At 73.0% G+C, this 13198-nt stretch carries 7 protein-coding genes; 1 reads left to right on the top strand and 6 read right to left on the bottom strand.

Features of this window, described 5'->3' with window-relative positions; all coding sequences use genetic code 11:
• Window positions 1-21: 21 nt before the first annotated feature.
• On the bottom strand, window positions 22-342 hold the full coding sequence (locus tag FBY22_RS02970; protein ID WP_174267073.1) for a hypothetical protein: 321 nt from the start codon (window positions 340-342) through the stop codon (window positions 22-24).
• Between the two features lie 164 nt (window positions 343-506).
• Window positions 507-2705 carry an ATP-dependent DNA helicase UvrD2 gene (locus tag FBY22_RS02965; RefSeq protein WP_142142338.1) on the bottom strand — a complete coding sequence of 733 codons (2199 nt, stop codon included), beginning with the start codon at window positions 2703-2705 and terminating at the stop codon, window positions 507-509.
• A gap of 183 nt (window positions 2706-2888) precedes the next feature.
• Between FBY22_RS02965 and FBY22_RS02960 the strand changes: the two genes are divergently transcribed.
• A complete protein-coding gene (locus FBY22_RS02960; RefSeq protein ID WP_058923365.1) occupies window positions 2889-3131 on the top strand; it encodes a mycoredoxin in 243 nt (80 codons plus the stop codon).
• Window positions 3132-3216: 85 nt separating this feature from the next.
• On the opposite strand, the gene nudC is transcribed toward FBY22_RS02960, so the two are convergent.
• The 4 genes from nudC to FBY22_RS02940 form a co-directional block, all read right to left on the bottom strand.
• The gene (nudC, locus tag FBY22_RS02955; RefSeq protein WP_142142337.1) at window positions 3217-4158 is read right to left on the bottom strand and encodes an NAD(+) diphosphatase; all 942 of its coding nucleotides are present in this window, start codon (window positions 4156-4158) and stop codon (window positions 3217-3219) included.
• 156 nt (window positions 4159-4314) lie between these two features.
• Window positions 4315-5718, bottom strand: coding sequence for a dipeptidase (locus FBY22_RS02950; RefSeq protein WP_142142336.1), 1404 nt, complete (start codon window positions 5716-5718; stop codon window positions 4315-4317).
• A gap of 10 nt (window positions 5719-5728) precedes the next feature.
• Window positions 5729-9223 (bottom strand): ATP-dependent DNA helicase, encoded by a 3495-nt coding sequence (locus tag FBY22_RS02945; protein ID WP_142142335.1) that lies wholly within the window; start codon window positions 9221-9223, stop codon window positions 5729-5731.
• Window positions 9224-9324: 101 nt separating this feature from the next.
• A complete protein-coding gene (locus FBY22_RS02940; protein ID WP_142142334.1) occupies window positions 9325-13008 on the bottom strand; it encodes an ATP-dependent DNA helicase in 3684 nt (1227 codons plus the stop codon).
• Window positions 13009-13198: the final 190 nt, after the last annotated feature.

Here is a 13198-nt window from a genome sequence, read left to right as displayed (position 1 = left end):
AGGCGCCGGCCTGATCGGCTGTCAGGCTGGATCACTCCAGGGTTCTGGCCCACGGAAGGCCCACATCAGGTGGTGCTGCGTCTGCTTCCGGCTTCCGGCACCGGCGGCCGTAAAGGCATAGGCCTGCGCCTGTGCCTCTACTGCTTCCAGTGCCTTCGTCGGTCGCTCATTGCGCTCACGGACGGGAAGACCCGCGGGAGACACAGGGGACGCCGGACGCACGGCACGGATGCCGGACAGACCGGTGCCCGGGATCGAGGCGCCGAGCATGCACAGGGAGACGACGACCGAGCGATCGGTCATTTTGACGCTGCTGGTGGAGCTGGTGTTGATGCTGATCACTGGACTCGCCTCCTCTCGGCGCTTCGGGGACTGGGTTGAACCAGTCCGACGGATATGCAAGTAGAGCACGGAATCAGGGCCTCCGAGAAGGCCTCTGTCCCCGTGGCTAAGAACCTATGGGGATTGCTGGGGCATGCGCAAACTATTTTTCCGACGAGTTCGCATCAGTCTTTCTCGCCGTCAGCCGCGAGGTCCTGGCCTGCGCACAGAGCCAGTACGTCCGCCCCGTAGCGGTTGAGCTTGCGCTGTCCGACCCCGGGGATGCGTGCCAACTCGTGCGCGTCGTCCGGTACGGCCTCGGCGATGGCCATCAGCGTCTTGTCGGTGAAGACGCAGAAGGCAGGCTGCCCGCTGCGCCGTGCCTGCTCCGCGCGCCACTCGCACAGCCGCTCGTACAGGCCCTCGTCCATGTCGGAGGGGCAGTCCTCGCAGCGCATCAGCTTCATCTCGCCGGCGTCGGTGAGCGTGCGCCCGCAGACCCGGCAGCGGGCCGGGGTCCGCTGGGTGCGTCGCGGGGCGACGGACTCCGGCCTGCTGGTGTAACCGCGCTCCACGCCCCCCGCGCCGCCCGTCGCGCCGCGGCCGGCGGCGCCGGTGGAGCCGGGGCGCAGGCCGTCCAGGAAGCGGCTGGGGCGGCGGTTCGGGCGGCCGCCCGGCGAGCGGGACAGCGCCCAGGAGACGTGCAGGCGTTCGCGGGCCCGGGTGACGCCGACGTAGAGGAGGCGGCGCTCCTCCTCGATCTGCTCGTCGGTCTTCGCATAGGTGATCGGCATCATGCCCTCGGCGACCCCGACCAGGAAGACGACGTCCCACTCGAGGCCCTTGGCCGAGTGCAGGGAGGCGAGGGTGACGCCCTGGACGGTCGGAGCGTGCTGCGCGTTCGCTCTCTCGTCCAGCTCGGCGACGAGGTCGGCCAGGGTGGCGCCCTGCTGGGCGGCGGCGAAGTCGTGCGCCAGATTCACCAGGGCGGCCAGGGACTCCCAGCGCTCCCTGACGGCGCCGGAACCGGCCGGGGGCTCGGTGCTCCAGCCCTCGCCGGAGAGCACGGCACGCACTTGGGAGGGCAGGTCGACGGCGTCGTCCAGCCGGGAGTCGTTGCCGCCGAAGCGGGCGGCGCCCCTGAGGTTGACGATGGCTCTGCGCACCTCGGGCCGGTCGAAGAACCGCTCGGCGCCGCGCAGTTGGTAGGGGACCCCGGCATCGGCCAGGGCCTGTTCGTAGGTCTCCGACTGGGAGTTGGTGCGGAACAGGATCGCGATCTCGCTCGCCGGGGTTCCCGCGTCGATGAGTTCGCGGATGCGGCGGGCGGCGCCCTCGGCCTCGGCGGGCTCGTCCGTGTACTCGGTGTAGCGGGGTTCGGGGCCCGCGGCCCGCTGGGAGACCAGCTCCAGGCGGTGGTCGGCGGCGCGGCCGCGGGCTTGGGCGAGGAGGCCGTTGGCGAGATGGACCACCTGGGGGGTGGAGCGGTAGTCGCGGACCAGCTTGACGACGGTGGCCCCGGGGTGGCGGGCGCGGAAGTCGAGAAGGTGGTCGGGGGTTGCTCCGGTGAACGAGTAGATCGTCTGGCTGGCGTCGCCGACGACGCACAGGTCGTCGCGCTCGCCGAGCCACAGCTCCAGCAGGCGCTGCTGGAGGGGGCTGACGTCCTGGTACTCGTCCACGACGAAGTGCTGGTACTGGGCGCGGACCTGTTCGGCGATGTCGTGCCGGTCCTGCAACACGGCCACGGTCAGCAGCAGGACGTCCTCGAAGTCGATGACGGAGCGGTCCCGCTTGAGGTCCTCGTAGACGGAGTAGAGCTGGGCGATCTCGGCCGGGTCGCGGGGGGACTCACGGCCGGCCTTGGCCGCGGCCGCCGCGTAGTCGGCGGGGACGGTCTGGGTGACCTTGGACCACTCGATCTCGCCGGTGACGTCCCGCAGCTCACCCCGGTCGAGACGGATGCGGCAGGCGGCGGCCGCGTCCGCGACGAGCTGGATCTTGCGGTCGACGAGCCGGGGCATGGAGCCACCGACCGCTTTCGGCCAGAAGTACTGCAGCTGGCGCAGGGCGGCCGAGTGGAAGGTGCGGGCCTGGACGCCGACGGCGCCGAGCTGGCGCAGCCGGCCGCGCATCTCCCCCGCGGCACGGTTGGTGAAGGTGACGGCCAGCACGCTGGACGGCTGGAGGATCCCGGCCCGCACCCCGTAGGCGATGCGGTGGGTGATCGCCCGGGTCTTGCCCGTGCCGGCGCCCGCCAGCACGCACACCGGCCCGCGCAGGGCGGTGGCCACCTCGCGCTGCTCGGGGTCGAGCCCTTCGAGCACCGCGTCGGCCGAGTCCGGTACCCGCGGGAAGAGCGTGGAGTGCGTTGCTGCTGTCACACAGCCATGCTGCCAGGTCGTCGGAGACGGGTGCTCCGGTTGTCCACAGGCAGGCCCCTCTTGTCGTACTAATGCGGCAGGCGTCACGTCGGGTCCGGTACCGCGCGCGGGAATGGTGGCCCTTTCAAGTACGTTCCCTCTCTGCGAGCACCGATCCCCCAGCAGCTGAGGAGCGCGAGAGACATGCCGGGCACTGTGACGATGTACAGCACCACGTGGTGTGGCTACTGCCGCCGGTTGAAGAGCCAGATGGACCGCGAGGGCATCACGTACGACGAGATCAACATCGAGCAGGACCCGGAGTCCGCGGCTTTCGTCGAGAAGGCGAATGGCGGAAACCAGACGGTGCCGACCGTGCTGTTCCCGGACGGTTCGACGCTGACGAACCCGTCGCTGGCCCAGGTGAAGCAGAAGATCGGCGTGTGACGCTCAGCCCTGGCGTGCGAAAAGGCGGTACCCGAGGTCGGCTCGGGTACCGCCTTTCGCGTTCCGCCATGTACCGGGCTGCCCGTCACACGCTCCGCGTCGGCAGCGGCTTGCCGTACCAGAGCTCGATCAGGCGGGCCGCGATCGAGATGCCGTAGGGCGGGAGCACCTCGCCGGAGTCGAAGGCGGCGCCGAGTTCGTCGCGGGAGAACCAGCGGGCCTCGTGGATCTCGTCGCCGTCGACGTCGATCTCGGTGGAGGTGGCGTGGGCCATGAAGCCGAGCATCAGGCTGGACGGGAACGGCCAGGGCTGGCTGGCGACGTACTCGACCTGCCCGATGCTGATGCCGGCCTCCTCGAAGACCTCGCGGCGCACCGCCTGCTCGATGGACTCGCCGGGCTCGACGAAGCCGGCGAGCGTGGAGAAGCGGCCCTCGGGCCAGTGGACCTGGCGGCCGAGGAGGATACGGTCCTCCGCGTCCGTGACCGCCATGATCACGGCCGGGTCGGTGCGCGGGTAGTGCTCGGCCCCGCAGGCCGGGCAGCGGCGGATGTGGCCGGCCGCGGCGATGACCGTGCGCTCGCCGCAGCGGGAGCAGAAGCGGTGGGTGCGCTGCCAGTTCTCCAGGCCGACGGCGTGCACCATCAGGCCCGCGTCCCGCGGCGACAGCAGCAGGCCGGCCTCGCGCAGGCCGGCCGGGCGCGCGGACTGGTCGATACGGCCGGGCAACGCGTCCTTCTGGAGGGCGAAGTAGCTGACGCCGTCCTCGTCGGTGCCCAGGAAGTAGCGGTGCGCCTCCGTGAGAGGAGCCTCGAAGGACGGGGTCATGACGAGTTCGGTACGGCCGTCGGGCGTCTCGTCGATGAGGACCTGGCCGCCGGAGACCACGAAGCAGCGGGTCGTGGGGTGGCTCCACGCCGCCGCGAGCCAGGCCTCGTCGAGCCGGTGATGGGCGGCGCGGTCGATGCCGCTCGGGGCGGTGAGCGAGATGGGGCGGTCGGCGGTGTGGTCGGTCCAGGTGGTCACGGGTGCTTCCAACTCCCCCTGTGGAACGGGCTGTTTCGGCGGGCGGTGCGGCGGGACGCGGGGCGGGAGGTGACCGGTTCCGGTGGGGCTGGGCGGTGCGGGGCGTTCCCTTCAGTGTGCCCCTCGCACCGCGCCCGTCCGGGCGGCGTGGGGCGCTCAGGGCGCATGACGCCACGTGCGGGCGAGGTCGCCCCACAGGTACGCGGTGGTCTCGACGCCCTTGAGAAGCAGGTCGAGCTCGACCTTCTCGTTCGGCGCGTGCCAGCCGTCGGACGGGACGGAGATGCCCAGGAAGAGCACCGGTGCGTCCAGGACCTCCTGGAGGTCGGCGGCCGGTCCGGAGCCGCCCTCGCGGGTGAAGCGGACCGGCTTGCCGAAGGCGCGGCCCATGGCGCGGACCACGGACTGCAGGGCGGGATGGTCCAACGGCGTCAGGCACGGGCGCGTGGCGGCACCGAACGTGATCTCGTGCCGGATCCCCGCGGGCACCTGCGTGGCGGCCCAGTCGCGGACGACCTTCTCGATGTGCGCGGGATCCTGGCCCGCGACCATACGGAAGGACAGCTTCACCATCGCCGAGGACGGGATGATCGTCTTGCTGCCGGGGCCCTGGTAGCCGCCGCCGATGCCGTTGACCTCGGCGGTGGGGCGGGCCCAGACGCGTTCCAGGGTGGTGTGGCCGGCCTCGCCCCGGGCGGCGTACGACTTGGCGGTGCGCAGCCACTCCTCCTCGTCGAAGGGCAGTTCGGCGAAGAGCTCGCGCTCGCGGTCGGAGAGTTCGACCACGCCGTCGTAGAAGCCGGGGACGGCCACGCGTGCGTGCTCGTCGTGCAGGGCCGCGACCAGACGGGCGGCGGCGGTGGCCGGGTTCGGGACCGCGCCGCCGAAGGACCCGGAGTGGATGTCCTGGTCGGGGCCGAAGAAGTGGATCTCGCACTCGGCGAGGCCGCGCATGCCGGTGCAGACGGTGGGGGTGTCCTCGGACCACATGCCGGTGTCGGAGACGATCACGGCGTCGGCGGCCAGCCGTCCGGCGTGCTCCTCCACGAGCGCGCGGAAGTGCGGCGAACCGGACTCCTCCTCGCCCTCGATCAGCAGCTTCAGGCCGACGGCCGGGGTGGTGCGGCCGGTCGCGGCGAGGTGGGCGCGGACGCCGAGGGTGTGGAAGAAGACCTGGCCCTTGTCGTCGGCCGCCCCGCGCGCGTAGAGGCGGCCTTCGCGGACGACCGGCTCGAAGGGCTCGCTGTCCCAGCCGTCCTCACGGGCGGCGGGCTGCACGTCGTGGTGGCCGTAGACGAGGACCGTGGGCGCCTCGGGGTCGTCGGAGGGCCACTCGGCGTAGACGGCGGGGGCTCCCGCGGTCTCCCAGACCTCGGTGGTCGGGAAGCCGGTCTCCCGGAGCCTGGCGGCGAGCCAGTCGGCGCTGCGGCGTACATCGGGCGCGTGGTCCGGCTGGGCGGACACGGACGGGATGCGCAGCCACTCCGCGAGGTCCTCCAGGAAGGCGGAGCTGTGCTGCTCGATGTACGTACGGACGGCGCTGTCCGGGGTCTGGCTCATGGTCACGAGCCTATCGGCCCGCGCCGACATCCTCGGTGGGCGGTTCCTCACAGTTTGCTTGCGCGGCCGGCTCGCCCAGGAGCAGCCGTTCCAGTGCGGCCCGGTCCGGCAGGTCCCGCGGTCGTACCACCTCACCGGTGCGGACGTACAGGAACGCCGCGTTGACGGACGCCAGGGGCACGCCCCGCTGCTCGGCCCAGGCGAGCCGGTACAGGGCGAGCTGGAGCGGATCGGCGGTGCGGTCGCGGCTGGTCTTCCAGTCGACGATCTCGTACGTCGTCGCCTCGCCGTCGCCCTCCTTGTAGACGGCGTCGATGCGCCCCCTGATCACCCGGCCGGCGATGACGAGCTGGAAGGGTGCCTCGACGCGGTGGGGCGTGCGGTGGGCGTACGCGGTGCGTTCGAAGGCGTCCTTGAGCGCCTCCAGGTCGCGCTCGTCGGCGATCTCGGCGTCACTGCCGGGCAGTTCGTCCGGTTCCAGTACGGGGAGGGTGAGTTCTTCGAAGCGGGCCTCGACCCAGGCGTGGAAGCGGGTGCCCCGGCGCGCGGCGGGCTGCGGCGGGCGGGGCATGGGGCGCGCGAGTTCCTGCGCGAACCCGTCCGGGTCGGCGGCCAGCCGCAGCACCTGCGACGCGGTGAGGGTCACCGGCAGCGGGACGTCGGTGACGGCCTCCCGCGCGCGCAGGAGCTCGCCGGTGAGCGCGTCCAGGTCGCGGTCCCAGGAGGCGATGGTGCGGGCTTCCTCGGGAGTGAGGCGGGTGTGCTCGCGCGCACGGGTGTGCTCCGGCGCGCGCGTGCCGACGTGCTCGGCGCTCTCCGGCCCCGTCGCCTGGTGCGGGACCGTCGGGCGGTCCGCGGACCAGCTGTCCCAGTCTCCGGGCTCCTCGTCCGGGAACGGGTCCTCTTCGCCGTAGGGATCCTCGTCGTCCGGCGGCGCGGGCCACTCCGGGTCCTCGTGACGGTCCGGGTCGTGTACGGCCGCGGGGTGGCCGTCCTCGTGGGAGGCGAGGTCCTCCAGGTGTGCCAGGACGGTTTCGGCGGCCGTCCGACGGCGGGCGAGGGACGCCTCGTCCAGCGGCAGGGGCCAGACCTGGTCGGCGCTCGCCGTGTGCAGGACGGGGTTCTCCTCGTCCTCGGCGGGCTCCTCGGCCCACACCTCGATCTCGCCGTGCCCGGCCTCGCAGTGCTCGTACAGGTCCAGCAGGAAGTCGGAGGGGCCGCGCCGCTTCTTCTGGGTAGGGCCCCACCAGTGGCCCGAGCCGAGGAGGAGGGAACGGGGGCGGGTGAAGGTGACGTAGCCGAGGCGGAGTTCCTCGGTGTGCTGGTGCTCCTTCATCGCCTCCTGGAAGGCCTTCAGGCCGCGGGAGTCCCAGGACTCGACGTCGGGCAGGGTGTCGGCGTCGCCGCGCAGCGCGTGCGGCAGCACCTTGCCCTGGGCGGTCCACTTCTCCCGGCCCTTGGTGCTGGGGAAGGTGTCCTTGACCAGTCCCGGGACGGCGACGACGTCCCACTCCAGGCCCTTCGACTTGTGGGCGGTGAGCACCTTCACGGTGTTCTCGCCGCCGGGCAGGGCGTTGTCGAGGCCCTTCTCGTACTGCGCCGCGGTGCGCAGGAAACCCAGGAAGGCGAGCAGACTCGCCTCGCCGTCCCCGGCGGCGAAGGAGGCGGCGACGTCCAGGAAGTTGGAGAGCGTCTCGCGGCGGCGGGCGGCCAGGGCGTGCGGGGACGCCGACAGCTCCACCTCCAGGCCGGTGACGGCGAGGACGCGGTGCAGGACGTCCATCAGCGGGTCGGACAATGACCGGCGCAGGTCGCGCAGTTCGGCGGCCAGGCGCGCGAACCGTACGCGCGCGTCCGGCGAGAACGGCAGCCCGTCCTCCTCCCGCTCCGCGTCGAGCGGCATCTCCAGGAAGGTGTCGAGGGCGTCGGCGAGCGATATCACCTCCGACGGATCGACCCCCTCAACGGCCTCGGCGAGCCGCCGGTCCCGGTCGTCGTCGTCCTCCACCCGCGCGTGGGACACGAGCAGCCGTGCCCTGCGGCCCAGGAGGGCGAGGTCGCGCGGGCCGATGCGCCAGCGCGGACCGGTGAGCAGCCGGACCAGGGAGGCGTTGGCGCCGGGGTCCTGGAGCACCTCGCAGACGGCGACCAGGTCGGCGATCTCCGGCAGGTGCAGCAGCCCGGACAGGCCGACCACCTCGACGGGGACGTCCCGGGCGACGAGCGCGCCCTGGATCTCCGCGAAGTCGGTCGCCGTGCGGCACAGCACGGCGATCTCGCCGGGCGCCTTGCCGGTGTTCACCAGGTGGGCGATCGAGTCGGCGATCCAGTCGATCTCCTCGGCGTGGGTGGACAGCAGCGCGCAGCGTACGACGCCGTCCCGTTCGGCGCCCGGGGCGGGGCGGAGGGCCTCCACGCCCGCGTGCATGGCGCGCAGCGGTTCCGCGAGGCCGTTGGCGAGGTCCAGCAGGCGGCCGCCGCTGCGGCGGTTTTCGCTGAGCGCCTGGCGGGTGGCGGGGCGGCCGTCGGGGCGGGCGAAGTGCTCGGGGAAGTCGTCCAGGTTGGCGACGGACGCGCCGCGCCAGCCGTAGATCGCCTGGCAGGGGTCGCCGACGGCGGTCACCGGGTGGCCGGTGCCGCCGCCGAACAGGCCCGCCAGGAGGATGCGTTGGGCCACCGAGGTGTCCTGGTACTCGTCCAGGAGGACCACCCGGAACTCGTCGCGCAGGACGCGGCCGACCTCGGGGATGCGCGCGAGCTGTGCGGAGAGGGCGATCTGGTCGCCGAAGTCGAGCAGGTCGCGCTCGCGTTTGGCGGCGCGGTAGCGGACCACCAGGTCGGCCAGTTCACGGCGGGCGGCGGCCGCCTCGGGGACCTTGCGCAGATCGGCGTTGGTGAGTTTGGCGCCCTGCAGGGTGCGCAGCAGTTCGGCGTCGTACGCGCGGACGTCCTCGGGGCGCACGAGGTGCTCGGCGAGTTCGGCGTCGAGGGTCAGCAGGTCGCTGACGAGGTCCGCGAAGGAGCGGGTGAGGGCCGGATAGGGGCCCGGGGCCTCCCGCAGCACACGTGCGGCGAGCTGGAAGCGGGTGGCGTCGGCGAGCAGACGCGAGGTCGGCTCCAGGCCGAGGCGCAGTCCGTGGTCGGTCAGGAGGCGGCCGGCGAACGCGTGGTAGGTCGAGATGACCGGTTCGCCCGGCGGGTTGTCCGGGTCGATGACGTCCGGGTCGGTGACGCCCGCCTTGATCAGCGCCTTGCGGACGCGTTCGGCGAGCTCCCCGGCGGCCTTGTTGGTGAAGGTCAGGCCCAGTACCTGCTCGGGGGCGACCTGGCCGGTGCCCACCAGCCAGACCACGCGGGCCGCCATCACCGTCGTCTTGCCCGACCCGGCGCCGGCCACGATCACCTGCGGGGCGGGCGGCGCGATGATGCAGGCCGTCTGCTCCGGGGTGAACGGAATCCCGAGGAGCTCCTTGAGCTGATCGGGATCGGTGATACGGGGCGGCACATCACAGAGGCTAGCGGCGACCACTGACAGCGGAGGACGAAATCACCCTCCGAGCCGACGGAAGCGCAGGTCGGCACGGGTGGTGTGATGAATCACCCGAGCTACTCGACGATGTGCCGGCCCTCGGGTCGGGCACTGCAGGACGCCCGGAACGCGCAATGCGCGCAGTGCTGTCCGGCGGTCGGCGTGAACCTCTCGTCGAGCACCTTTCCGACGGCCGTGGCGAGCAGGTCGCCGACCCACTCCCCCGCCGAGCCCTCGATGGGGTCCTGGGCCTGCACCTTGGGCAGCGTCTCGCCGCCGTCGCGCTGAGCGGCGCCCTGGCGCAGGTGCACCAGTTCGGCGCCGCCGGGCTCGGGGCGCAGGCCGTCGAAGGCCTCGTCCACGGCGCCCTCGCGAACGGCGAGCTGGTAGACGGCGAGCTGGGGGTGGCATTCCACCTCGCGCGCTGTGGGCGCCTGTTTGCCGGTCTTGAAGTCGACGACGTAGGCGCGGCCCTCGCCGTCGGCCTCGACCCGGTCCATCTGACCGCGGATGCGGACCTCGTAGTCACCGGCCGCCAGTGTCACGTCGAAGTCGTGCTCGCTGGCCACCGGGGTGCGGCCGGTGCGGTCCATGACGTGCCACTTCAGGAAGCGTTCGAGCGCCACGCGCGCGTTCTCCTTCTCCTGCGCCGACTTCCACGGCGCGTCGAAGGCGAGGGCGTTCCACACCGAGTCGAGGCGTTCCATGAGGACGGCGAGGTCGGCGGGCGTGTGCCCGGAGGCGACCTCGTCGGCGAGGACGTGCACGACGTTGCCGAAGCCCTGGGCGGTCGTCGCGGGCGCGTCGGCCTTCACCTCGCGGCCCAGGAACCACTGCAGCGAGCAGGTGTTGGCGAGCTGGTCGAGGGCGCTTCCGGAGAGCACAACGGGCTGGTCGCGGTTGCGCAGCGGCACCTTGCTCTCGGTCGGCTCGAACATTCCCCACCAGCGGTAGGGGTGGGCGGAGGGGACGAGCGGGCGGCCGTCCTCGTCGGCGAGCGCGGCGAGGCGTGCGAGCCGGTGGGCGGCCGCTTGCCTGAGGGTGTCCGAGACGCGCGGGTCGACCGTCGTGGCACGCAGTTCCGCGACCAGTGCGGCGACGGACAGGGGGCGGCGCGGCCGGCCCGTGACGTCCTTGGGTTCGACGCCGAGTTCGGTGAGGAAGCGGGAAGGCTGGTCGCCGTCGTCGGCCGGTGCCTTCACGGCGGTGACGACGAGGCGTTCACGCGCGCGCGTGGCGGCGACGTAGAACAGGCGGCGCTCCTCGGCGAGCAGCGCGCCCGGGGTGAGCGGTTCGGCGAGTCCGTCACGGCCGATGCGGTCGGCCTCCAGGAGCGAGCCGCGGCGGCGCAGGTCGGGCCACAGTCCTTCCTGGACGCCTGCGACGACGACGAGACGCCACTCCAGGCCCTTGGAGCGGTGCGCCGTCATCAGGCGTACGGCGTCCGGACGTACCGCACGCCGCGTGAGGGTGTCGGCGGCGATGTCCTCGGCCTCGATCTCCTCCAGGAAGTTCAGGGCGCCCCGCCCGCCGGTGCGCTCCTCCGCGCGCGCGGCGGTCGCGAACAGCGCGCACACGGCGTCCAGGTCACGGTCGGCGTTGCGCCCGGCGGCCCCGCCGCGCCGCGCGGAACGCTCCAGGCGGGTGGGCCACGGCGTGCCCTGCCACAGGTCCCACAGCGCCTCCTCGGCCGTGCCTCCGCCCGCGAGCCGTTCCCTGGCCTTGCGGAGCAGGGCACCGAGCCGCTGCGCGCCACGCGCGTACGCGGGGTCGTGCACGGCCAGGCGCTCCGGCTCGGCGAGGGCCCGCGCGAGCAGTTCGTCCGACGGCGGCGGCAGCGCGTTGCCCGCGGCCCGCTCCTCGTCCCGCAGGGCCCGGCCGAGACGACGCAGGTCGGCGGCGTCCATACCGCCGAGGGGGGACGCGAGGAGGCTGAGGGCGGTTTCGGTATCGAGCCAGCAGGGGGCTGCCGCCTCGGGCGAGCGGGCCATGGGCGTGGACGCTTCGGACGGGGGCTCTCCGGGCGGGATCGCGTCGGACGGAGTCGCCTCGGACGGGATCGCGTCGGACGGAGTCGCCTCAGACGAGGGCGCATCGGAGGGAGTCGCCTCAGACGAGGGCGCGTCGGAGGGAGTCGCCTCAGACGAGGGCGCGTCGGAGGGAGTCGCCTCGGGCAGGACCGCCTCGGACGGGGTCTCTCCGGCCAGGGCCTCGCCCGGCACGGCCGCCCAGGGTGCGGTCTGCTCGCGCGGAGTCTCCTCGGACAGCGCCGCCTCGGGCGGGGCGTCCTCGGCCAGGGCCTTGCCCGGCGGGGACGCCTCGGATGCGGGCTGCTCGCGCCGGTTCTCCTCTGGCTGAGCCGTCCCCTCCTCCGCCGTGGCCACCGCCCGTAGGGCCGTCAGCAGGGGGGCCACCGCCGGTTCGTGGCCCAGGGGCAGGTCGTCGCCGTCGATGTCCAGGGGCACGCCGGCGGCCGTCAGCGCGCGGCGGACCGTGGGGATCGTCCGGGACCCGGCACGCACCAGGACGGCCATGTCGCGCCACGGGACACCGTCCTCCAGGTGGGCCCGGCGCAGGATGTCGGCGATGTTGTCCAGTTCCGTACCGGACGTCGGATACGTGTACACCTCGGCGCGGCCGCCCTCCCGGACGGGGGCGAGCTCGCGGTGGGCGCGGACCTTCTCCGCCGGCAGCCGGGTGAGCGGCATGCGCTGGGTGAGCAGGCGGGTCGCGGCGAGCAGGGCGGCGCCGGAGCGGCGGGAGGTGCGCAGGACCTGCACGGGCGCCGGGCGGCCGTCCACGCGCGGGAAGTCGTGAGGGAACTCCAGGATGCCGTTCACGTCGGAGCCCCGGAAGGCGTAGATCGACTGGTCCGGGTCGCCGAAGGCGACGAGGGTGCGGCCGCCGCCCGCGAGCGCGTGCAGCAGCCGTACCTGGGCCGCGTCCGTGTCCTGGTACTCGTCGACGAGGACGGCGTCGTACTGCGCGGCGAGCCGTTCGGCGACCTCGGGCCGACGGGCGAGGAGGACCGCGCGGTGGACCAGTTCGGCGTAGTCGAGCACGCCCTGCATGTCGAGGACGTCGAGGTACTCGGCGAGGAAGGCCGCCGCGGCACGCCAGTCGGGGCGGCCGATACGGCGGGCGAAGTCGTCCAGCGCGACCGGGTCCAGGCCGAGTTCCCGGCTGCGGGCGAGGACCGCGCGGACCTCGTCGGCGAAGCCCCGGGTCGTCAGGCAGGCGCGCAGCTCGTCCGGCCAGCGCACGTGCGCGAGGCCGAGTCGCTCCAGGTCGGGCTGGCCGGCGAGCAGTTCGCGGACGGCGACGTCCTGCTCCGGGCCGGACAGCAGACGCAGCGGCTCCACGAACAGCTCGCTGTCCTGGTGGGCGCGCACGAGGGCGTAGCAGAACGAGTGGAAGGTGGTCGCCTGGGGAGCGCGGGCCGCCCCCACGCGCAGCGCCATGCGGTCGCGCAGCTCGACGGCCGCCTTGCGGCTGAACGTCAGCACGAGCACGCGCGCGGGGTCGCCGCCACGGGCGATGCGCGCCGCCACGGACTCGACGAGTGTGGTCGTCTTTCCGGTGCCGGGACCTGCGAGAACGAGCAGTGGGCCGGACCTGTGGTCAACCACGGAGCGCTGAGCGGCGTCCAGAAGAGGGGGATCCGGTCGGACCGGAGGGGTACGCACCAGCCGGTAAGCGCCACGGTTCCCCTGTCGCACCGCGGGGTGCGACAGGCGCCTGGTGGAGGAAGAGGAGCTCACGTGGTTCGCCGGTCCTGGTGGGTGTGCTGGTTGTCCGACCACCGTGCGTGCACGGCGGTGATCGCGGGGTGAGGGGGACGTGTGCAGCCGACGCTACGCCGACGGGCGGGACGGAAGCAGAGCTTCCGCTTCTTCCCTCCCGACGCTCACGCCTCGCATGTCCCTCGCCCCTCGAACGTACGGCATGCGA

Origin of the sequence: Streptomyces sp. SLBN-31 (assembly GCF_006715395.1) — a bacterium.
Classification (GTDB): domain Bacteria; phylum Actinomycetota; class Actinomycetes; order Streptomycetales; family Streptomycetaceae; genus Streptomyces.
Note: the sequence above shows the minus strand (reverse complement) of the source record. Positions and strands in the feature narration are given on the sequence as shown.